General features: G+C 37.3%; 16 protein-coding genes and 1 pseudogene. 10 read left to right on the top strand and 7 right to left on the bottom strand.

The genetic code is table 11. The annotated features are described in order from the left end of the window. The 6 genes and pseudogenes from sufD to ydiJ all read right to left on the bottom strand — a co-directional run bounded on the left by sufD (position 1) and on the right by ydiJ (position 7,744). Positions 1-1,320, bottom strand: a complete 1,320-nt coding sequence (sufD, locus tag ArsFIN_RS10220; RefSeq protein WP_026822823.1) for a Fe-S cluster assembly protein SufD — start codon at positions 1,318-1,320, stop codon at positions 1-3. Then, a complete protein-coding gene (gene sufC, locus ArsFIN_RS10225) occupies positions 1,295-2,041 on the bottom strand; it encodes a Fe-S cluster assembly ATPase SufC (protein WP_026822824.1) in 747 nt (248 codons plus the stop codon). The genes sufD and sufC overlap by 26 nt, the downstream gene beginning before the upstream one ends. Positions 2,042-2,085: 44 nt before the next feature. Further along, entirely contained in the window at positions 2,086-3,585 is a 1,500-nt protein-coding gene (gene sufB / locus ArsFIN_RS10230; protein ID WP_026822825.1) for a Fe-S cluster assembly protein SufB, read from the bottom strand. A gap of 12 nt (positions 3,586-3,597) precedes the next feature. Further along, positions 3,598-3,966: a Fe-S cluster assembly scaffold SufA gene (gene sufA, locus ArsFIN_RS10235; RefSeq protein ID WP_026822826.1), complete on the bottom strand. Its 369-nt coding sequence runs from the start codon at positions 3,964-3,966 to the stop codon at positions 3,598-3,600. 316 nt (positions 3,967-4,282) lie between these two features. Then, a complete protein-coding gene (locus ArsFIN_RS10240; protein WP_026822827.1) occupies positions 4,283-4,693 on the bottom strand; it encodes a hotdog fold thioesterase in 411 nt (136 codons plus the stop codon). After that, a pseudogene (ydiJ, locus tag ArsFIN_RS10245) lies at positions 4,690-7,744 on the bottom strand (D-2-hydroxyglutarate dehydrogenase YdiJ). The gene ArsFIN_RS10240 and the pseudogene ydiJ overlap by 4 nt, the downstream one beginning before the upstream one ends. Positions 7,745-7,957: 213 nt before the next feature. Between ydiJ and ydiK the strand changes: the two are divergent. From ydiK to ArsFIN_RS10280, 7 genes are all read left to right on the top strand, one after another. Further along, entirely contained in the window at positions 7,958-9,067 is a 1,110-nt protein-coding gene (gene ydiK / locus ArsFIN_RS10250) for an AI-2E family transporter YdiK (RefSeq protein ID WP_026822828.1), read from the top strand. Positions 9,068-10,282: 1,215 nt separating this feature from the next. Continuing rightward, on the top strand, positions 10,283-10,465 hold the full coding sequence (hemP, locus tag ArsFIN_RS10255) for a hemin uptake protein HemP (RefSeq protein ID WP_026822829.1): 183 nt from the start codon (positions 10,283-10,285) through the stop codon (positions 10,463-10,465). A gap of 229 nt (positions 10,466-10,694) precedes the next feature. Further along, complete coding sequence (locus ArsFIN_RS10260) at positions 10,695-12,614, top strand: TonB-dependent receptor domain-containing protein (protein WP_026822830.1); 1,920 nt, start codon at positions 10,695-10,697, stop codon at positions 12,612-12,614. A gap of 352 nt (positions 12,615-12,966) precedes the next feature. Further along, positions 12,967-14,019: a hemin-degrading factor gene (locus ArsFIN_RS10265; protein WP_026822831.1), complete on the top strand. Its 1,053-nt coding sequence runs from the start codon at positions 12,967-12,969 to the stop codon at positions 14,017-14,019. 20 nt (positions 14,020-14,039) lie between these two features. Next, the gene (locus ArsFIN_RS10270) at positions 14,040-14,864 is read left to right on the top strand and encodes a heme/hemin ABC transporter substrate-binding protein (protein ID WP_026822832.1); all 825 of its coding nucleotides are present in this window, start codon (positions 14,040-14,042) and stop codon (positions 14,862-14,864) included. Continuing rightward, entirely contained in the window at positions 14,864-15,859 is a 996-nt protein-coding gene (locus tag ArsFIN_RS10275; RefSeq protein ID WP_026822833.1) for a FecCD family ABC transporter permease, read from the top strand. Before ArsFIN_RS10270 ends, ArsFIN_RS10275 begins: the two co-directional genes overlap by 1 nt. Positions 15,860-15,869: 10 nt before the next feature. After that, positions 15,870-16,661, top strand: a complete 792-nt coding sequence (locus ArsFIN_RS10280) for a heme ABC transporter ATP-binding protein (RefSeq protein WP_034249622.1) — start codon at positions 15,870-15,872, stop codon at positions 16,659-16,661. 127 nt (positions 16,662-16,788) lie between these two features. Here ArsFIN_RS10280 and ppsA read toward each other — a convergent pair whose 3' ends face one another. After that, complete coding sequence (ppsA, locus tag ArsFIN_RS10285) at positions 16,789-19,167, bottom strand: phosphoenolpyruvate synthase (protein ID WP_026822835.1); 2,379 nt, start codon at positions 19,165-19,167, stop codon at positions 16,789-16,791. A gap of 237 nt (positions 19,168-19,404) precedes the next feature. Here ppsA and ppsR point away from each other — a divergent pair, with 237 nt between their 5' ends. From ppsR to ArsFIN_RS10300, 3 genes are all read left to right on the top strand, one after another. Further along, on the top strand, positions 19,405-20,244 hold the full coding sequence (gene ppsR / locus ArsFIN_RS10290) for a posphoenolpyruvate synthetase regulatory kinase/phosphorylase PpsR (protein ID WP_026822836.1): 840 nt from the start codon (positions 19,405-19,407) through the stop codon (positions 20,242-20,244). 139 nt (positions 20,245-20,383) lie between these two features. Further along, the gene (locus ArsFIN_RS10295) at positions 20,384-21,430 is read left to right on the top strand and encodes a 3-deoxy-7-phosphoheptulonate synthase (protein ID WP_026822837.1); all 1,047 of its coding nucleotides are present in this window, start codon (positions 20,384-20,386) and stop codon (positions 21,428-21,430) included. 295 nt (positions 21,431-21,725) lie between these two features. Next, positions 21,726-23,213, top strand: coding sequence for a helicase HerA-like C-terminal domain-containing protein (locus ArsFIN_RS10300; protein WP_026822838.1), 1,488 nt, complete (start codon positions 21,726-21,728; stop codon positions 23,211-23,213). Positions 23,214-23,306 lie beyond the last annotated feature (93 nt).

Below are 23,306 nucleotides of genomic sequence, written 5' to 3' on the forward strand. Positions count from 1 at the left end.
TTAAATTCCTGCTAAGCGCTGCTGAATAATATCCATTACCTTATTACTTATCTCTTCATTATCAATAGCTTCAATGACTTCAGCCGCAAAAGCAACCATGATCATATGTTTTGCATCATTGAGATGAATACCCCGTGAACGTAAATAAAACAGCTGTTCATCATCAATACGGCCTACTGTAGCACCATGACTACACTTGACATCATCAGCATAAATTTCTAATTGTGGTTTGGTATCAATTTCTGCATATTTACCTAATAACAAATTGTTATTTGTCATTTGACCATCAGTTTTAAGTGCCGGTGGTGCAACTTTAATCATACCATTAAAAACAGCTTTACTTTCATCCTGCGCAATCGTTTTATGTAACTGTCGACTTTTACAAAATGGCTGATTATGTTCAAGATAAGTCCTGCTATCAACAATTTCCCTATTTTGTGGCAACAATAAGCTATTAAGCGCTAGTCTGCTACCTGCACCATTTAACTTCACGCTGGTATGATGGCGAAGTAATGCTGAACCGATAAAAATACCGCTACTTTTTATTTGACTATCTCGCCCTGACAAAATGTCATTATGAGCAAAGTGGTTACTTTGATTGTTTTCGACGCTAAGTTTAATATGACTGAAATGACTATTATCACCAATATTAGCGGTTAAGCGGCTGCCGGTTAGATGCGGTTTATCATCGATAGAAACAAAATGTTCAATAACTTGCGATTTGCAATTAGCGCCAATTTCTAAATGATAGCGATAGTGACTAGTATTAACATAATCAGCACGGTTTGAACCAGAGGTAATATTCAATATATAAAGCGGTTTTTCTACCTGTTGATTAGCGGCCAGCTTAATCAATAGGGGCTGAGCGGCAAGACTTTCAGTTAAATAGAGAAATATTTCATCGTTCACAATAGGCGTCTGAGGCTGTGCCAGCGTATCTATCATTTGAATTTGATAAGGACCAAAGTTATCACTACTGAGTGTTGGAATAAGCCATCCATTAAACAAAACAATTTGCCAACCATCAGTGGCAATAGCCAGCTGTCTTAATTGCTCAGACGTCATTGGATTAACGCTATCATTACTTAATTGGTATTGAGCGCTAAGTACTTTTGCCAATGGCGTATAGTGCCACTCTTCATGGCGAAAGAACGGAAAACCAATTTTTTCTACCTGCTGCCAATAGGCCTGAGCTTGTTTTTCGTTCGCTCTTTTGCTGGCATAAAAAAGTGCCGCAAAACTTTTTAGCGCCTGTTTATTTAATAGGGTGACTTGACGCTGTTTTTCTGCTTTTTCACTGTTGGTCAATAAGCCAGCCATAGCCTTGTACCTCCAGTTTTTTGGCCAATGTAAAATCACCTGATTCAATAATTTTACCTTGATGGAGAACATGAACAAAATCAGGCTGCACATAATCCAAAATACGCTGATAGTGAGTAACGATGATAAATGCTCTTTCAGCGGTACGTAGGGAATTCACGCCATTAGCCACTACTTTCAGAGCATCAATATCAAGACCCGAGTCTGTTTCATCTAAAATACATAATGCGGGCTCTAACGCTGCCATCTGTAAAATATCATTGCGTTTTTTTTCACCGCCCGAAAAACCGACATTAACCGATCGAGTCAGTAAATCTTTCGGCATATCAAGCAGTTCAATTTTATCTTCAATAAAATCCTGAAAATCAAACCTATCGAGTGGCGGCTGCTGACGGTACTCTCTAACTGCATTAACGGAAGTTTGTAAAAAAAATTGATTACTTACGCCAGGAATTTCCACTGGATACTGAAAGGCTAAAAATATACCTTCGCCTGCGCGTTCTTCCGGCGATAACTCAAGTAAATTTTTATTTTTGAATAAAATTTCACCCTGCTCTATTTGATATTCTTCACGTCCCGCTAGTGTGGCTGATAAAGTACTCTTGCCTGATCCATTAGGCCCCATGATGGCATGTACTTCACCCGCTTTTACTTCTAGGTTTAATCCGTTAAGAATTTGATTACCTTCAATACTGACATTTAAATTTTTAACACTTAACATTTCATTGGCCTTTGAATAACTTAGTATTCTTTTAATAGGAACTATTAACCCACACTATGTTCCAAGCTAATTGCTAACAATTTTTGCGCTTCTACGGCAAACTCTAACGGTAATTTAGAAAAAACATCTTTACAGAAACCATTTACTATCATGGAAATGGCGTCATCCTCACTAATGCCACGTTGTAAACAATAAAAAAGTTGATCTTCACCAATACGCGATGTCGTGGCTTCATGCTCTAACTGAGCGCTACTATTTTTTACTTCGATATAAGGAAAGGTATGCGCGCCACATTCTGTGCCAATTAACATAGAATCACATTGGGTATAATTTCTGGCATTTTCTGCAGTCGGTAAAATCTTTACTAAACCGCGGTAACTATTTTGACTGCGGCCAGCTGAAATTCCTTTGGAAATAATTGTCGAATGCGTATTCTTACCAATATGGATCATTTTTGTACCGGTATCAGCCTGTTGATTACCATTGGTTAATGCAACTGAAAAAAATTCGCCCACTGAATTATCCCCTTGCAGAATAACACTGGGATATTTCCAAGTAATTGCCGATCCTGTTTCAGACTGCGTCCAGGACATTTTGGCATTTTCTCCCTCACATAAGGCGCGTTTAGTGACAAAATTTAAAATTCCACCAGTTTCACTTTCACCCCCTGAAAACCAGTTTTGTACGGTAGAATATTTTACTTCAGCATCCTTATGAATAATAACTTCAACTACAGCGGCATGTAATTGATAACTCTCTCGCACTGGCGCAGAGCATCCCTCAATATAACTAACGTAGCTGCCTTCATCAGCAACCAAGATAGTGCGCTCAAACTGACCTGTCTTAGCCGCATTAATACGAAAATAGGTTGATAATTCCATCGGGCAACGAACACCTTTTGGCACATAAACAAATGTGCCATCAGAAGCGACAGCAGAATTCAATGCAGCAAAAAAATTATCCCGATTAGAAACAACCGTACCGATATATTTTTTTACTAATTCAGGATATTGTTGGATTGCCTCACCGAAAGAACAAAAAATAATACCCAGTTTTGCTAATTCGCTACGATAGGTTGTCGAAACTGAAACCGAGTCAAAGATAGCATCTACCGCAACCGATTTGCCCTCACGTACTGGCACGCCTAGTTTATTGAATGCTTCTTCAACTTCTGCGGTCAGATAATTATTGCTATGGGTATTACTCTCGTCAGCTGATGAATCAATTTCAGCATGACAATTTTCATCGCAACTATTACAGGATGGCGCTGCATAATAACTATATTCCTGATAGTTTAAATCAGGATAATAGCCTTTAAGCCAGTGTGGCTCTTCCATACCCAACCAATGTTGATAAGCTTCTAAACGAAACTGTAACATCCAATCAGGTTCATTACGTTTGGCTGAAATGGCTTTGATAACCTCTTCATTGAGGCCTTTAGCTAATTCATCCGTTGCAACCTGAGTGAAAAACCCCTCTTTATAACGATGTTCCACTAACCATTGTTGAACATCATCACCAATTTCTATATTACGCTGTGACATAATTTAATTCGCTTAAATACCAAAGCTTTCACCACAACCACAAGCGTGCTGAGCTTTAGGATTATTAAATTTAAATACTTGATTAAGTCCCTCACGAACATAATCAACCTCAGTGCCATCAATAAATGGCATTGCTTTTAGAGGCACAAAAAGTTTGGCGCCATTATTTTCAAACAGCAAATATTCTTTGGTTGGATTATCAATCAATGCAATAACATAACCAAATCCTGCACAGCCTGATTGTTTGATATTAAGAGATAATCCCTGACTATCAGGATTTTTTTTCATTAATTTACGAATTTGAGCAGCCGCTTTATCGGTCATGGTAAGGCCCTGCCAGGTTGTTTCATTTAAAGAAAAAGTATCAACATGCTCTGCCATTATTGACCTCACTAAACTAATATTTTCACTATATTATACTATGTAAGTAACTAGACTTTTTTTGCTTAATATTATATATGGTAATGATAACATTTCTCACTTCAACCATTTATTTTAAGAGGATATTTTCATTAGCATATTTTTTCAGCAAAAAGTGGCATTTATTTTACTATAATTTCACAATTTTCAATTCATTATTTATTTTAATTCACTGATAAATATATTAAAAATAAAATTAACCAGCAAATTTATAAATGTTTCAGGTGAAAACCAAAGTGTTGCAAAAAAATTTACTTTTGTTCTTAATCACGCGCCATTAAATTATTGCGGTTGTCAAACGGCAAATACAGCTCAGTTTTAATTGTTCATCAAAAATTTTTATCGACCAGACTTGTTGCCGTCGCCCTAGATGGATCGCGCTACACACGCCACGCACTTTGCCTGAAGATACTGGCCTAATATGGCTAGCGTTAATTTCAGTACCGACCACTTTTTGCTCACCTTGAGTACACAGATAACCGGCTATCGAGCCTAACGATTCAGCTAATACCACCGAAGCACCACCATGTAATAATCCAAACGGTTGCATGGTACGTTGATCAACCGGCATTGTTGCTTCAATGGTATCATCGCTGATACTTAGCATAACAATACCTAAATGGGATAAAATGCTGTTTTTACTCCAACTATTAATTTCTTCGAGGGTATAAGGACGTTGCCAAATCATTTAATAATCTCCAATAGTGCTTGTAATGGATGTTTTATTATTCCTTCTCCATTCGCTTTACTTGACTACGGCAGGAATAGCCAGTTGCTAAACAGCGTTTTAGGGGTAATTTTTGTAATTGATTTCCCCAAGATAAGGCATAAATTCCCTTTGAATTTGCCAAATGTTTAACTTCATGACCATAAGTTCCTGCCATCCCGCAACAGCCAACATTCACATTAATAAGTTGACAACCGAATTGAGCAAAAATTTTAATCCAATGCTGAGCACTAGCAGCGAGCAATGACATTTCGGTACAGTGCCCCAATAAATACCATTTTTCAGTTGTTAACTTCGATACGGGCTTTGACGCTAGTGCTGTTATCAGCCATTCATTAACTAATTTAACCTCAAAATCACCACGTTTATTACCGAGAATTTGATTATATTCATCGCGATAACAGAGCACTAGAGCTGGATCGATACCGACCATAGGAATTGATAATTTAGCTAAACGGTTAAGAAAATTCGCTGTCTTTTGTGCTGTTTCGGCAAAACGGGTTAAATATCCCTTAATATGTAACGCTTTTCCATTAGCTAAAAAGGGCAATAATATCGGCCGATAACCTAATCGTTCAATTAAATGAATAAAATCAGCAACCACCTTAGCATCATAATAGCTAGTAAAGGGGTCTTGGACGATAAAAACAAATTGACTGCGCATCTTTTCTGATAAACTTTCTAACTGCGACAATGACAGTGATAATGCTGCATGCGCAGCCAATTGTTGTTGTAAACTGGGCGTAGAAAGTTGAGGAAAATCTGTTAATCCAATCACCTTGTAACTTAAAGTTTGTATCCACTTTTGCTGTAAGATAAAATTAAACCAACGTGGATGCTTTGCCATTAACGGTAAAGTCAATTCAATACTGGCAACAACATAGTCACTGATTGGTCGCAAATAGCGGCTATAATAGAGCGCTAAAAATTTTGCTCTAAAAGTGGGAACATCAATTTTAACTGGGCATTGAGTTGAACATGCTTTACAAGCTAAACAGCCCGCCATCGCTTCTTTTACTTCATGGGAAAAATCATATTGTCCACACTTAGCTCGCAAGGTATGGTATAAGCGTGTTATTTTTTGCCACCAAGAGAGTTTATAACTCTTGATATCCTCGGCAAATAACTTTAGGTTTATGCCATGCTTAACCTGTAACCTTAACCACTCTCGCATTAAAGTTGCCCTTCCTTTAGGTGAATGAATGCGTTGTTGTGATATTTTCATCGAAGGGCACATTGGACTATTAACATCAAAATTAAAACATAAACCATTGCCGTTACATGCCATGACACGCTCAAAAGTTTGCCTTACATTAATCGGGATGATGCGATCATAAGTTCCTCTTTTCACTGTATCGATCGGTATTAACGGAAGCTCTACATTAAGCGATGAGCATATTTTTCCTGGATTTAATTGATTAAAGGGATCAAACGCGGTTTTAATGTGACAAAGTATTTGATAAAGCTGGTTACCAAAAAATTGTCGGCCATAGCTGGAGCGAAAACCTTTGCCGTGTTCTCCCCATAATAAGCCGCCATATTTAGCCGTAAGTTGAACAATTTGATCAGAAATTTGCTTCATTAATACTTCTTGCTGAGGATCACACATATCCATTACCGGGCGAACGTGTAATACTCCAGCATCAACATGACCAAACATGCCATAAGCTAAATTATTACGGTCAAGCAACGCACGAAATTCAGCAATATAATCGGCTAAATGCTCTGGCGGCACACAAGTATCCTCTACGAAAGGTATTGGCTTTGCTAACCCTTTAGTATTAGCCAATAGACCAACCGCTTTTTTTCTCATCGTATAGATACGTTCAATATCTGCTAAATGATGGCATATCTGATAACCAAGGATACCAGAATTACCTGCTTGCTTTAGCTTATCCAATTGCGAGCATAAGCGGGTTAATTGCTGATTAATTTTTTCTTCATTATCCCCACTAAATTCAACAATATTTAATGCTGATATTTTTTTTCATCGACATCGTTAACCAATTTACTTACTGACTGCCAGATAATATCTTGACGCGCTAAAGATAGGATTTTAGCATCCACCGTTTCTACTGATAATGCATTAGCTGCCACCATAAACGGTGCATTACGTAACGCTGAATCAAATGAATCATAGTTTATATTAACTAATCGTCTTACTTTAGGTAATGGAGTAATATTTAGCTTAGCTTCGGTAATGAAAGCCAGCGTTCCTTCCGAGCCGGTTAAAATTCGAGTTAAATCAAAGTGAGTCATACTATCGTCAAACACATGACGCAAATCATAACCGGTTAAAAAACGATTTAAACGCGGGAATTTAGCCAGAATTAGTTGTCGCTGCTGATGACAATGTTGATAAACGGTGCGATATATGCGGCCAATAGTTGATTGCTGCTGTGCAATACGCTTCGCCGACTCAACTGGCATCGGAGAGGTTTCTAATACGTCGCCACCCAGTAAAACGGCTTTAATACTCAGTACATGATCCGATGTTTTACCATAAACTAATGAACCTTGACCTGATGTATCAGTATTAATCATGCCACCCAAAGTGGCTCGGTTACTGGTTGATAATTCTGGTGAGAAAAAATAACCGTAAGGTGCCAAAAATTGATTAAGCTGATCTTTTATTACACCCGCTTCCACCCTAACCCATTTTTGTGCCACATCAATTTGCAAAATTTTTTGCATATAGCGCGACAGATCAACCACAATACCCTCAGTCAAAGCCTGACCATTGGTCCCTGTGCCACCGCCTCGAGGCGTAAAGGTTAATGACTGAAATTGTTTATCCGTAGCTAGTTTTGCCAATAGTTGAACATCGCTAGTCGAACGTGGATAGACAACCGCTTGAGGAAGGAGCTGATAGATACTATTATCTGTTGCCATTGATAAACGTTCAGCATAACTAGTGGTTAAATCACCGCTAAAACCTTGCTCTTTTAATATAGTCAAATACTTAGTTATCTGTTGACTGACTTGATGAGAGCGTCCTATACGTTGGATCATGATATTAGTAACTCTTTTTAATTAGTGTTCACTTTGCATTTTATGTACTATCTTTGATTGAGAGTACATACCAGATAAAACTTGGCAATTAATATTTTGTAAACAATACAGTTTCCATTATCACCCTACTTTTATTAGTTACAAAAACAGGATTATTCATGTAATAGACAATCAAGAATATCTACCGGTCATTTTTTATAATCAGGCTAATATATGGAAAAAGCGCAATCTCCTAATGATTTACCCAAATTTATTTTTAGTATAATTGCTATTTTATTGATGATAACAGCATGTTTTTGGGTATTAAGACCGTTCATACTTGGTTTTCTCTGGGCAGGCATGGTGGTTATTGCAACCTGGCCATTATTTAAAAAAATTGAAAGCAAACTATGGCATAAAAAATGGCTAGCGAGTATAGCGATGACATTAATAGTAATCCTATTATTCGTTATTCCTTTTGCCATCCTAATTGGTAGCATAATACAAAATAGTGGCCCACTAATTGAATGGGCCAAATCGCCGGCTGAAATTCGATTACCTGAGCTATTGTGGTTAAAAAATCTCCCCTTCATTGGTAATAAACTTTTTTATGGTTGGCATACACTGGTAGCGAATGGTGGCAATACATTAATTTCTAAATTACAACCTTATGTCGGAGAAGCAACCAGTTGGTTCTTAGCACAAGCCATTAATGCCGGGCGTTTTATGTTTCATCTTATCGTAATGTTACTATTTAGTGCACTACTCTTTCTAAAAGGTGAAAGTGTTATATCAAGTATCAGACACTTTGCTATTCGTCTGGCAGGCACACGAGGCGATATGGCTATTCTACTTGCTGGTCAATCAATTCGTGCCGTTGCATTAGGTGTTGTTGTAACTGCATTAATACAAGCGATTATCAGTGGTATTGGTTTAGCTTTAGCAGATGTTCCTTACGCTGCAATATTAACAATTCTTATCTTTGTATGTTGTGTTGCCCAACTTGGCCCTTTATTGATTATGGTGCCCTCGATAATATGGTTATTCTGGTCAGGCGATACCAGCTGGGCGATTATCATGATTGTATGGAGCATTATTGTCGCAACAATGGATGGTGTACTACGTCCTATTTTAATAAAGATGGGTGCGAATTTATCAATGATCCTTATTTTAATTGGTGTTATTGGTGGAATTTTATCATTTGGTGTAATTGGTCTTTTTATTGGCCCAGTAGTTTTAGCTGTCTCGCATAATTTACTAACTGCCTGGATGAATGATGTCGCAAAACCAACTAAATTATCAAACAATTTAACCAAAACTAATTTATATAAGAAAGATTCTTAAATAAAAATGATTGACTTAATTAATATTCTTATTAATCATTATACTTAAATTATTTAAAAATTGTTCTGTTAAAAAATTGCCAAAATATCGATTAATCAAGCGTAATTAAATTCCATTAATTTTAACATTAATATGATTAAATAATAATCTTATTTATTTACACCTGAAAGTAAAATTTTTATTGAGATAATTCTTAGTGATAAAATCTTAGAGTTATTTTAATATAATGCTTATAGATTAACCTGTTGATGAATTATTGATTTCAATTATTTTCGGTATCATTATGTAATATAAAAATGATGATACCTCTAGAATATTGCTGTGTGTAGTCTTTGCCTGTCAGCCCATGATAGGCTTTTTTTTCTGTTTTATTCAATAAAATCGATGATAACAAATTGATTTATAATGATATTCTTGAATTATATTTATAGAGTCTAAAAAGTAACTTTGATAAAGTAAGATACTTACCTACAAATATTCATATTTTTAATTAAGCCTGACAAATATTGATTAATAATAAAACATACATAAATTTTACCTGTTATTAATTTACTGTTCAATTGACTATCAAATACTATATATTATTATTTGATTTTTATTTTATAACAGCAAATGAGCCTTATTTTATATCATAATCTGGTCTGTCATCCGTCCAGATATAATTGAACATATAATTTACAAAATTAAACTATATTATATTTTTTCACCTCACTGAATATAAATAAAATAGTAAAAATAACCTAAAGTTAACAATAAATAAGTGAATAAAAAATCATGAAAAACAAATAAAAGTTTCGAACGTTATCTACTGACTATAATATAAGCAAATATAATTTGTTATTTTAAAATACTATTTTATTATATAATTGAATTATATTTGAAAACATACTTATTACCTATTTTACTGTCCAATATATGAATAAAAAACTATAAAAAACAGATAAAGATAACTGATTATTCTAATATCCTATAAAACAATAATTCTAATTTATAAAAATTATTTATATTTTTTCAACCTCTCTTTATAAGAATAATTCTATTTGATTGTTTTTAAAAAAATTTTGTAATTATTTATCATTATTTCACTTTATTACTGTTTATCTATAGAGGAAAAAACTTGATTAACAACAAGACAATAATGATTATCATTACCATTACTATTATTTGGTTATACCTCTTCAATATGAACACACTCAGCCAAAGCAATCTACTTATATGAATAAACTCAGCCAAAGTGATCTACTTAATTCAGATATAAAGCAAATATCAACTCCGGTAATTAATACCATTAATAGCCAACATCTATTGAATCAAAAAGGAATTGCGAATATTTACCATCAAGGTGAAATTTATCAATTACGCCAGACAAGAGCAGGCAAATTAATTTTAACTAAATAGAATTTAATCAACACCAAGCCACCTAACTACTATCAGGCAGCCAACGTTTAGATCTACTATAATTATAGGAAGGGATACTATGGATCTCAAGCAAAAGACTGCCTTAAAATCAAACAATTACCTTAAAAATTCACTATATAGTGTATCTTGTATCATCGGACTGATCATTTCGCCACAATCCTGGTCCAAATCAGACGAGAAAGCCATTATCGTATACGCTGATGAAGCTATGCCAAATATATCCACTACCGCTAAAACATATACTGTCATTAATACTAGTCAGCCAAAATATCAATATGCATCTGATGCATTAGGTTTATTAAAAAAAACGCCCGGACTCAGTCTTTCAGGCATTGGCAGTACAAATGGGCAAACTTTAAACATGCGTGGCTATGAAAAATCTGGCGTTCTCATCACCATTGATGGTATTCGGCAAGATATTAATGCCGGGACTATCACTGGCACATTTCTCGACCCAATGTATATAAAAAAAATTATTGCCATACAAGGCAGTAATAGCCTACAACATGGTAGTGGAGCATTGGGTGGGACAATTGCCCTAAAAACAGTTACCGCACGGGATCTGCTGGCACCAGAACAATCTCATGGCGCTATTTTGACATTAAGCCATAGCCGTAATGATCAGGGATATCAATATGGTAGTTTACTTTTTGGCAAAACTCATCATGTTGATGGATTAATGGCTTTAAGCAGGCGAACAAAAGGGTCCTCCCGTTTAAGTAATGGCTCAATACCCTATAATAAGGAGGATATCCACAACCTACTCGCCAAAGGTAACTGGATGATGACTCCGTCATATATAATTTCAGCTCAATTACGCTATTATCAAAATGAGGGAATACAGCTAAAAAATCCAGAAGTTGTCGAACCCAGCAAGTACAAAAATAGCCGTTACGATCGTAATACTAGCCAATATGATATTCAATTAACGCAAAAAATTTATCCTCTTCAAGCAGAAAATTGGCTTATAGATTGGGATCTTTACTATAGTAAGGTGATAATCGAACAAAAACCCATTGAACAGGTAAAACACTCGCTCTTTAGCATTAATAAGCATGGTGAGGAAAAACGCTCGCTGATTAGCAAAGGAAGCAAGATAACTCACTATTTTATCTGGGATCATGATCAATTTGCGGCTCACCATTTCAACATTGGTAGCGAATTTAATCAACAGCAGCAAGAGGCTAATGAACAAGCAGATTTCTTTCCACCAGCAACATTACGTAATATTGCAGTCTGGTTAGAGGACGAAATCCGATTAAACACCTTGCCAATCACATTTTCTATCGGCACCCGTTACTCTAACTATAGAAATAATAGTGATAAATACAGTAGCAATCAGGATTCTCAATGGACATCGCGTGGCGCAGTTAGCTTTACTCCAACAAACTGGTTGGAACTTTTCAGCTCTTATGCTGAGGGTTACAGAACGCCTAGCTTAAATGAAATTTATAATGACTCCAAACACTTCGCGCAGAATTATTTCAAGCCAAACCCGAATTTACAACCTGAACGCAATCAGACAATTGAATACGGCATAAACTTACAGTTTAATAATAAGTTACTCACTAATGACCGCTTACAATGGCGAACTGCTGTTTTTAATACTAAAGCAACTAATTATATCACAACTGTAATCCATGGCTTTCCACCTATCGGAAACACATTAAGCATTAATACACCCTCTGTCGTCATTCATGGTATCGACAGCAGTCTTAACTATATCACGCCTTGGTTTAATGCTGCACTCGCTTATAATCGCACTCATGCTAAAGACACCATAACAGGCATGAGCATTTCATCAATTCGACCAGAAAGTTTAACGGCTTCACTTGATCTACCACTGGCTAATAGCGGTTTTTCCTTGGGCTGGGTTGGTCAATTTGCCGCCAAAACCAACCTTTCCGGTGATCGCAAAACTGGCAGAGATAAATATCGACAACCTATTATGCAACAAGCGGGTTATGGTGTTAATGATTTTTATATTCATTATCAAGGTGATGGTCAGTTATCAGGGATAAATACGACCCTATCATTGACCAATGCATTTAATAAGTCATACAGCTCATCTTTGGGTGTTCCACAAGAAGGCAGGAATATACATTTTAAAATTAATTATCGCTGGTAATTATTTTCATTAAGCTTAGCACTAAGTCATGAGTAATTGATTATTTATTTTACTCATGACAATTAATTTTTATCGCAAACTTTCGCTCTTTATCCAATCAAAATTTTGTCATAAATAGGTTATTTAGTGCAAATAATAAACAAAATAGCAAAAATCAGACAATCTACAGCAACAAGGGTTTTATAGGGCCAAAGATTTCTATTTAAGCTATAAGTGCTAATAAGCAGGATTTTAGGTTAACAGACAAGTGAGAAGCAATAATTTATGCCGATGTTTAGCATCAGGCATAGCAGGTTAATAATAGCAATAAAAATATGGATCAACACAATATACATAATAAGGAAATGACAGTATGAACGATTCACTTTATAACCGTTACCAGCAAGCAAAACAACAGAGTAGCCTACAATCGATTGCAGAATTGGCTAACCATTTAAATGTCACAGAAGCAGAATTGATCTACGCATGTGCTAATGCTGATGATGCTAAACGGTTAAATGTAAATACCACACTATTATTACCTGAACTGACCAATTTAGGGGAAATAAAAGCGATTACCGCTAATAAATATGCTACTCACATCCATATTGGTGAATTTAAAAATGTTCGTTTAAACAACCAAACGGGTATTGTACTTAATCCCAGAGAGCTTGATTTGCGTATATTTCTTGACCACTGGGCAATCAGCTTTGCCTTAACTGAGACATCTTCCGATAATTTACAACATAGTATTCAGTTTTTTGATTACCATGGTAATGCCGTGCATAAGATCTATGCCACTGAAAAAACCAATATGGCGGTTTGGTATAAGTTGATTAATCAATATCAGATGACCACAAATCCACCATTAAATTTGCGTCCAGCTACTGTCCATCCACAATCACCACAAATTACCCAAACGGTAAAAAAACAACTAGAAACCGATTGGCGTAACATGACAAATGTTCATCAATTTTTTCAACTATTGCAAAAATATAATGTTAAACGACAACAAATCTTCGCCGCAGTCAGCGACGAACTTGCTTATCAAGTTGATAATCATGCGCTCTACCAAATTCTACATAGCGCCTTTAATCAGCAAAATGAAATTATGATCTTTGTCGGTAGCCTTGGATGCATGCAAATATTTACCGGATGCATTCAAAAACTAGCCGCTTATCATGACAAACTAAGTGCACTACAAAAAATTAATGTTTTAAATCCAAAATTCTCACTCAATGTCATTGAAACGGGCATTGCTAACAGTTGGGTAACGCGTAAACCAACCAAGGATGGTATAGTCACCAGCCTGGAAATTTTTGATCATCATGGCGATCCTATCATTCAATTATTTGGTCAACGTACAGAAGGAGAACCTGAACAATTAGATTGGCGGAAGCAAATTTCAACCTTAACTAAAATATAATACCCGGAGTTAAACATAATATGAAATTATGGCTTCTCTCAATTATCATCTCTTTACTCATTCCTTGTTCTCAAGCTAGTGAACGCATTATCACGCTCGGTGGGGATATTACTGAAATTATCTTTGCCCTTAATGAAGGAAAACAGGTTATTGCTCGCGATAGTAGTAGTCGTCAACCAGACTCGGTATTAAAGCTACCAGACGTCGGTTATATGCGTATGTTAAATGCTGAAGGCATTTTATCGTTATACCCAACTTTGATCTTAGCAAGTGAACAGGCAAAACCCGATTTCGCCCTAAAACAAATTCAACAAACAGGCGTTAAGATAATAAAAGTGACAGCAACCCCTACTCTGGCAGCCATACCAGAAAAAATTCGTACCATTGCTAATGCTATCGAACAACCCCAAAAAGGAGAAGCGCTCATTAATAAGCTTAATGAGCAATTGTTATTAATTAATACGGCGCCTCTACAACAAAAAATCATTTTCATATTCAGCCATAATGGCACTGTGCCTCTCGTCGCCGGTCAACGCACTGCAGCAGATAGTATTATTTCAACGGTCGGTGCCCAAAATGCACTACAAGGTTTTAACGGTTATCTTCCACTCTCTCAAGAAGCTATTATTGCCAGTCAACCCGATTGGATTTTAATTACCATTGAAGGGATTCGTTCCTTGGGGGGAATAGAGAAAATCTGGCAATTACCCGGTATTAATATGACACCTGCCGGTAAAAATAAAACATTACTGGTGGTTAATGATTTAGGACTACTCGGATTTGGACTATCAACGCCGAGCGTTATGAAACAAATACGCGATGCTTTGGAAAAAACCAATAAATGATGAAACAATTCGCTTATCCAAAAGTAGGATTATTGATTTTATTTTGCATTGTTATTTTAATTGTCGTACTGGCGGCAAATGTAGGCGCTATGCCTCTGTCATTTAATACACTTTGGCAATTACCCTTAACAGATAATCATTGGCAAATTTGGCTAACTATTCGCTTACCCCGTATTTTATTAGCATTATTAGTCGGCTGCGCATTAGCGGTTGCGGGTGCTATTATGCAAGGGTTATTTCGTAATCCATTAGCCGATCCAGGCTTACTTGGCATCAGTAGCGGAGCAGCCCTTAGCGTTGCGCTTTTTATTGTTCTTCCCTTGCCTATTTCTTCACTGCTAAGTGATTATGGTTATCTGATCGCCGCTTTTGTTGGCGGCTTTATCGTTGCAATAGTTATTTTTTTATTAACTCACTATTCAAATGGTCAATTAACAAAATTACTTTTGTCAGGCATAGCGATTAATACATTATGCGTATCTTTCATTGGCGTACTTAGCTATGTTAGCGAAGACCAACAATTACGTAGCTTGACATTATGGATGATGGGCTCCTTAAGTCAAAATAATGGTGCGATACTGGCCATTGCCTCTAGCATCATTTCACTAACCATGTTTATGGTCTTACAACAAAGTATGAAACTTAATTTATTACAATTAGGCGATGAAGAAGCCTATTGTCTCGGTTTAAAAGTAAAAAAAAGCAAGTTTATCCTGTTAGTACTGAGCTCACTTTTAATTGGTTGTGCTGTAGCGCTAAGTGGAATAATTGGTTTTATTGGCTTAGTCGTGCCGCATCTAATTAGAATGACCTTTGGCGCCAATCATAAATGGTTATTACCGGCTTCCGCTTTGGCAGGCGCTGCTCTACTACTTATCGCTGATACCATCGCGCGTACCTTAGCCACACCAGCGGAAATTCCAGTTGGCTTAATTACCGGACTAATTGGTGCACCTTATTTTCTCTATCTTATTTTAAAACAGTCACAAGGTTAGTGATAAAATTATGTGCCGTTCCTCTAAACCTTTTATTGAAGCAAAGCGACTCTGCTATCGCGTAAATAGTCAAAATATTATTGATGATTTATCACTGTCACTTTATCACAACCAAATAAGTATTATTATCGGGCCTAACGGTGCTGGTAAATCGACTTTACTACGTTTATTGACCGGTTTTCTTACACCACATACGGGAGACTGTTTATTAGATGGGAAATCGCTGGCAACTTGGGATATCAATAAATTATCGCTTAAACGCGCGGTAATGCATCAACAGCACCAACTCAACTTTCCCTTTAGTGTTGAAGAAATTGTGGCGATGGGACGAAGTCCTCATGCAAATTATTGCTTCAATCAAGCTATCGAAAGTGCATTAATACAAACTGACTGCCTGGCATTACGCTATCGAAATTACCAACAACTTTCCGGCGGCGAACAGCAACGTGTGCAGTTAGCCCGTGTTATCGCCCAACTTTGGCATCCTGAGCCCAATAATAGCTACTTATTTTTGGATGAACCAACCTCAGCACTTGATCTCTATCATCAGCAACAAAGTTTACGCTTATTACATCGTTTAAACCGTCAACAATCTATTGGCGTTTGTTGTATATTGCATGATCTAAACTTGGCAGCATTATATGCAGATCGCATTTATTTACTGCATCAGGGTCAACTGGTTAGTGTCGGCACACCGCAACAAGTCATGACAGAAGAAAATTTACGCCGCTGGTACAGAGCTAATCTTTATGTAAAAACTCACCCAGACAAAAAGGTTCCGCAAATATTTTTACACCACTAACCAATTTAGTTTGATCGGTCATCGCCAATTAACGCAATAAATATTAATCATCATTAACTGAGTCTGCTGTTTTTCATTTTCAGACTCAGTTTGCAAGACAAATTGATGAATAAAAAATTAATCAGTGTTAATCATTTTCCGCCAGTGATAACCAGGTTTTCATCACCGTATCAGGGTTAAGCGAAAGACTATCAATCCCTTCTTTCACTAACCATTGTGCAAAATCCTGATGATCAGAAGGCCCTTGACCACAAATACCTACATACTTGCCTTGTTGTTTAGCGGCCTTTATTGCCATCGATATCAATGCCTTAACTGCTTCATTGCGTTCATCAAATAGCGAAGAGATAATAGCAGAATCACGATCTAGACCGAGTGTTAATTGTGTCATATCATTTGAACCAATGGAGAATCCATCAAAATAGGCAAGAAATTGTTCTGCTAATAGGGCATTTGATGGGATTTCACACATCATGATAATTTTCAAACCATTCTCACCGCGTTTTAAGCCATGATGCGCTAACTCTTCAATAACCGCTTCAGCTTGAGCAACAGTTCTGACAAATGGGATCATAATCTCAACATTGGTTAGTCCCATGATATTTCGCACCCGCTTGACCGCTTCACACTCAAAGGCAAAACATTGGCGAAAACTATCGGCCACATAGCGACCAGCACCCCGAAAACCTAACATTGGGTTTTCTTCATGCGGTTCATAAAGATCACCACCAATTAGGTTAGCGTATTCATTTGATTTAAAATCAGATAAACGAACAATTACCCGTTTCGGCCAAAATGCTGCTGCTAATGTTGCAATTCCTTCCGTTAAGCGACCGATGTAAAACTCCACGGGATCCTGATAACCTAACATTAGCGCTCGAATTTCAGCCTGTAACTCAGTCGTTTGTTGCTCAAATTCCAATAAAGCACGGGGATGCACTCCGATCATGCGATTGATAATAAATTCCAAACGCGCTAAACCCACCCCATCATTAGGTAAACAAGCAAAATCAAATGCCCGATCAGGATTACCAACATTCATCATGATTTTCACCTTCAACGCTGGCATTTTATCTACCTGACAACTTTTGATCTCAAATGGCAATTTATCAGCATAAACAAAACCGGTATCGCCTTCAGCGCAAGAAACGGTTACTAACTGGCCATCTTGTAGGTGCTCAGTCGCATCACCACAGCCAACCACAGCGGGAATACCCAACTCACGTGCAATAATCGCAGCATGACAAGTACGTCCACCACGATTAGTGACAATAGCAGCCGCTCGCTTCATGATAGGTTCCCAATCAGGATCAGTCATATCAGTAACCAAAACATCACCTGCCTGCACACAACTCATTTCACTAATATCATGGATAATTTTAACCGTTCCTGCACCAATACGTTGACCAATCGCACGCCCTTCTACTAATACTTTACCGGTTTTTTTTATTTGATAGCGTTCCATTATTTGCTGATTAGAACGGACAGTCTCAGGTCGCGCCTGGACGATATATAATTTACCATTATGGCCATCTTTAGCCCATTCTATATCCATTGGCCGGCCATAGTGCTGCTCAATTAATAATGCTTGATGAGCAAGCGCTTCAACTTCATGATCAGCTAAAGAAAAACAATTTCGTTGTTTTTCTGCTACCTCTTCAATCCTTACTTGCTTACCATGTTGATGATTATCAGCATAAACCATCCGCACTTTTTTTGAGCCTAACGTTCTGCGCACAATAGCCGGACGCCCCGCTTTTAATGTCGCTTTATGCACATAAAATTCATCAGGATTTACCGCACCTTGAACAACCATCTCGCCAAGACCACACGCTGAGGTAATAAAAACAACCTGATCAAAACCGGATTCAGTATCTATAGTAAACATCACGCCCGAAGAAGCTAAATCAGAACGTACCATACGTTGGATTCCAGCAGAAAGCGCCACACCACGATGATCATACCCTTGATGGACACGATATGAGATAGCCCGGTCATTAAATAGCGAAGCAAAAACATGCTTGATAGCGACCATTACCGCATCAATACCTTGCACGTTCAAAAAAGTTTCTTGCTGACCAGCAAAAGAAGCATCTGGCATATCTTCGGCAGTAGCAGAAGAGCGTACTGCAAAGGAAATATCAGATTCATCGGCGGATAATTGCAAAAAAGCCTGACGGATATCTTTTTCTAATTTAGAACCAAAAGGGGTATCAATGATCCATTGCCGGATTTGGCTACCTGCTTTGGCTAATTGATCCACATCGTCAATATCAATTTCATCCAATAATTGGTATATATGTTGATTAACACCACCTTGTTCTAAAAAATCATTGAAAGCACGAGCGGTAGTAGCAAAGCCATTCGGTACCAGTACATCCAGAACAGCTAAATGTGTAATCATTTCACCTAACGAAGCATTCTTTCCGCCAACTAAATCAACATCATTCATAGTAAGCTGGTTATACCAAAGTATATTGCTTGAAGTTCGGCCATTATCAGACATTGAAAAAGAACCCTTATTAAAATTCATAGAAGTGTAAATATGTTAGTTAGTTGGTAAAACTCTCTCATCGCTAAGACTAACATAATGCTGAACCCAAAATGGAATGGTGAATCGATCAAGCTCATAATAATATTTTTTAACGCCATATAATCTATCATTGGGCTAACAAATTTTTACATTTGATCTTTATTATTTTACTTTCTAAAAATAGAATAAAATGAAAAGGAAAATTAACCAATGGACAATCATCACGCTAAAAATTTAGCACGCTGTGTATTTTTTATCTCCGACGGCACTGCTATTACTGCAGAGACGCTAGGTCATGCTGTTTTATCGCAATTTCCACTTCATTTTTCTTCTTACACACTACCGTTTGTCACCACTGAAAAACGTGCCACAGAAATAAAACAAAGAATTGATCAAATCTATTCTAAAACCCATATTCGCCCGTTGGTTTTTTACTCAATCATCTCGCCAACAGTAAAAAAAATTATTACCACAAGTGCTGGCTGTTGTCAGGATATCGTCCAATCTTTAATTGATCCGATCCAGCAAGAAATTGGCTTAAAACCTGAACCAAAGCTTAACCGTACTCATGGATTATCTAACCTAAATCAATATGATGCTAGAATTGCGGCGATTGAATATACATTGGCACACGATGATGGCATATCATTAAAAAATCTCGATCAGGCTCAAGTAATTTTATTGGGTGTTTCTCGCTGTGGTAAAACACCAACCAGCCTCTATTTAGCCATGCAATTTGCTATTCAGGCTGCCAATTATCCTTTCACCGCAGATGATATGGATAATTTGCAATTACCCTCTGCATTGAAGCCGTATATGAATAAACTCTTTGGTCTAACAATTAGTCCTGAGCGACTAGCGGCTATTCGTGAAGAGCGCTGTGAAAAAAGTCGTTATGCATCTTTACGTCAATGTCGAATAGAGTTAACTGAGGTTGAAGCTTTATTTAGAAGACACAATATTCATTATTTAAATACAACTAATTACTCTGTTGAAGAGATCTCAGCTAAAGTCATCGATACATTCGGTCTAACCCGCCGTATATTTTAATAATTTAAAATTAGCTGAGAAACATTAATTATTTTAACGCTATCTTAAACAACCCTTTGAATCGGTTTATTTTCAGTTAGGGTAATGCTAGTTTATTTAGCAAGAAGATCTGCTACATTGAAGCATATATGAGATAAATATGTATAAAACAGATGAGTTAAAAACTCAACCTATTGATAGCCTTATTGCGCCTCAAGTGCTGGCCAATGCGTTTCCGCTATCCAAAGAAATTATCGAAAACGTGACAATGTCACGAAAAGCGATTGAATTAATTTTAACTGGTCAAGATCAACGACTGTTGGTGATTATTGGCCCCTGTTCGATACATGATACCCAAGCAGCACTTGAATACGCAAAAATGCTGGCTAAGCTGCGTGTCGAATATAAAGATTATCTTGAAATTGTGATGCGTACCTATTTTGAAAAACCACGAACCGTCGTTGGTTGGAAAGGGTTAATTTCCGATCCAGATCTGAACAATTCCTGCCAAGTTAATAAAGGCCTACGATTAGCCCGTGAGCTACTGACTAACATTAACCAACTTGGGCTGCCAACGGCAACTGAATTTTTAGATATGATAATCGGCCAATATGTTGCCGATCTTATTAGCTGGGGAGCCATCGGCGCCAGAACCACAGAAAGCCAAATCCATCGACAAATGGCATCGGCGCTTTCTTGCCCAGTTGGTTTTAAAAATGGTACTGACGGGAATATTAATATTGCGCTTGATGCTATTCGTGCTGCGCGTGCCAGCCATGTATTTTTATCGCCCAATAAAAATGGCCAAATGACTGTTTATCAAACACAAGGTAATCCTTATGGCCATATTATTATGCGGGGAGGAAAACAGCCTAATTATAGCGCTGAAGATATTGCCGTTGCCTGTCGTCAGTTACGCCAATTAGGCTTAGCTGAAAAATTAGTTATCGACTTTAGTCACGGTAATTGTCAAAAAATTCATCAACGCCAAATAGACGTGGCTAAAAACATTGCCCAACAACTGCAAAAAGGCTCGAAAGCGATCGCGGGCATTATGGCAGAAAGTTTTCTCGTAGAAGGTACCCAGCAAGTCATTGCCGGTAAGCCCCTTATTTATGGTCAGTCAATCACCGATCCTTGCTTGGGCTGGCAGGACACGGAACAATTGCTGTCTATACTGGCTGAAGCGGTAAAACATCGGTTTTAATCACCCTACAGGAGAATTTTTCAGCAGCAATTAAATTAATTGTCAAACAAAATTCTCCCTAACCAATAGAATATTTTATCAGGCAGAATTTACTGAATTTTTTATTATTAAAATACCAAATACACCACCATCAGCTATCTTTACCCTATACTCTTTTATAATTTTTTATTAATTGATCATATTTCAACCGTAGCATTAACTGTTCTGTCTGGTAATTAAATATTTAACGAAAATCTGCTAACGAGCCTGGCAACAAAATTATACCCATTATGCCGACTACAGAGGATTAATTTAGATGCAAAAATCTCTTGTCATCGCTAAAAATAGTGAAACTGAATTAGCCATCTTGCCTGCGCTGGCAAATCGACATGGATTAATTACCGGTGCAACAGGAACAGGCAAAACGGTAACGCTACAAAAAATGGCGGAAAGTTTTTCTCAAATTGGGGTGCCGATTTTTATGGCTGATGTAAAAGGTGACCTTTCGGGGATTGGTGCCAAAGGTGTATTAACACCTAAATTACAATCACGCCTGGAAGCGCTTGGCGTAACAGACTGGCATCCCGCTGCTTGCCCAGTCACTTTCTGGGATGTATTTGCCGAACTTGGACATCCGGTACGAGCAACCATCTCAGATATGGGACCATTACTATTATCACGTTTAATGAATTTAAATGATGTGCAAAGTGGTGTATTACAACTTATTTTTAAAATCGCTGACGACAATGGCTTACTACTGCTTGACATGAAAGATCTACGTGCGACGGTTCAATATGTCGGTGAAAATGCGAAACAATTTCAAACGGAATATGGTAACATTGCCGCTACCTCAATCGGTGCCATACAACGTGGTTTATTAACTCTTCAACAGCAAGGGGCTGATTACTTTTTCGGCGAACCTATGCTTGATATCGTCGATCTGATCAAAACCGATTCGAATGGTCAAGGAATGGTTAATATTCTTGCCGCAGACAAACTCTATAATCAGCCAAAGCTATACGCAGTATTTCTATTATGGTTATTATCGGAACTTTTTGAACGTTTGCCTGAAATGGGCGATGTAGAAAAACCGAAACTTGTGTTTTTCTTTGATGAAGCACATCTACTTTTTACTAACGCATCGACTGCACTACTGGAAAAAATCGAACAGGTTGTTCGCCTGATCCGTTCAAAAGGCGTTGGCGTTTATTTTGTTACACAAAATCCCCTTGATATTCCGGATAATATTCTAGGACAGCTTGGCAACCGGGTTCAGCATGCATTACGCGCTTTTACGCCAAGGGATCAAAAAGCCGTTAAAGCAGCAGCCGAAACGATGCGAGCAAATCCAAAATTTAAAGCCGAACAGGCAATAACTGAACTAGGTGTGGGTGAAGCATTAATTTCGTTCTTAGATGAAAAAGGACGTCCAAACATTGTTCAACGGGCTTTCGTTATTGCGCCAGATTCACGCATGGGAATTTTAACTAGCGAAGAACGTAGCCAGTTACTTAATCATTCAAATATTTATGGCAAGTATGAGAAAATGTTGGATCGTGAATCAGCCTATGAAAAACTGGCAAATCAAACCAGCGATGAGATAACAGCTAGTAGCCAAGCAAATCAGACAACAAAAAATACCGAAGATAGTGGGTTTGTTGGCGGCTTAAAAGATTTCCTATTTGGCTCAACCGGCCCCAGAGGAGGTAAAAAAGAGGGTTTAGTGCAAACAGCAACTAAATCTGCAGTACGGCAAATAAGTACTCAAATTATTCGTGGTATTTTGGGTGGTAGAAAACGTTAAAAACAAAAAATAGCAAACCTGGTAGTAGACTACACCAGGTTTGTTAAACAAACATCCTAATGGTATGAATTGTTTTATTTACATAATAAAATC

Source organism: Arsenophonus nasoniae (genome assembly GCF_004768525.1).
Classification (GTDB): domain Bacteria; phylum Pseudomonadota; class Gammaproteobacteria; order Enterobacterales; family Enterobacteriaceae; genus Arsenophonus; species Arsenophonus nasoniae.

Excerpts from the sequence above, each read along its gene's own strand:
- sufD (WP_026822823.1), bottom strand. The coding sequence starts at position 1,320 with ATGGCTGGCTTATTGACCAACAGTGAAAAAGCAGAAAAACAGCGTCAA.
- sufC (WP_026822824.1), bottom strand. The coding sequence starts at position 2,041 with ATGTTAAGTGTTAAAAATTTAAATGTCAGTATTGAAGGTAATCAAATT.
- sufB (WP_026822825.1), bottom strand. The coding sequence starts at position 3,585 with ATGTCACAGCGTAATATAGAAATTGGTGATGATGTTCAACAATGGTTA.
- sufA (WP_026822826.1), bottom strand. The coding sequence starts at position 3,966 with ATGGCAGAGCATGTTGATACTTTTTCTTTAAATGAAACAACCTGGCAG.
- ArsFIN_RS10240 (WP_026822827.1), bottom strand. The coding sequence starts at position 4,693 with ATGATTTGGCAACGTCCTTATACCCTCGAAGAAATTAATAGTTGGAGT.
- ydiK (WP_026822828.1), top strand. The coding sequence starts at position 7,958 with ATGGAAAAAGCGCAATCTCCTAATGATTTACCCAAATTTATTTTTAGT.
- hemP (WP_026822829.1), top strand. The coding sequence starts at position 10,283 with ATGAATAAACTCAGCCAAAGTGATCTACTTAATTCAGATATAAAGCAA.
- ArsFIN_RS10260 (WP_026822830.1), top strand. The coding sequence starts at position 10,695 with ATGCCAAATATATCCACTACCGCTAAAACATATACTGTCATTAATACT.
- ArsFIN_RS10265 (WP_026822831.1), top strand. The coding sequence starts at position 12,967 with ATGAACGATTCACTTTATAACCGTTACCAGCAAGCAAAACAACAGAGT.
- ArsFIN_RS10270 (WP_026822832.1), top strand. The coding sequence starts at position 14,040 with ATGAAATTATGGCTTCTCTCAATTATCATCTCTTTACTCATTCCTTGT.
- ArsFIN_RS10275 (WP_026822833.1), top strand. The coding sequence starts at position 14,864 with ATGAAACAATTCGCTTATCCAAAAGTAGGATTATTGATTTTATTTTGC.
- ArsFIN_RS10280 (WP_034249622.1), top strand. The coding sequence starts at position 15,870 with ATGTGCCGTTCCTCTAAACCTTTTATTGAAGCAAAGCGACTCTGCTAT.
- ppsA (WP_026822835.1), bottom strand. The coding sequence starts at position 19,167 with ATGTCTGATAATGGCCGAACTTCAAGCAATATACTTTGGTATAACCAG.
- ppsR (WP_026822836.1), top strand. The coding sequence starts at position 19,405 with ATGGACAATCATCACGCTAAAAATTTAGCACGCTGTGTATTTTTTATC.
- ArsFIN_RS10295 (WP_026822837.1), top strand. The coding sequence starts at position 20,384 with ATGTATAAAACAGATGAGTTAAAAACTCAACCTATTGATAGCCTTATT.
- ArsFIN_RS10300 (WP_026822838.1), top strand. The coding sequence starts at position 21,726 with ATGCAAAAATCTCTTGTCATCGCTAAAAATAGTGAAACTGAATTAGCC.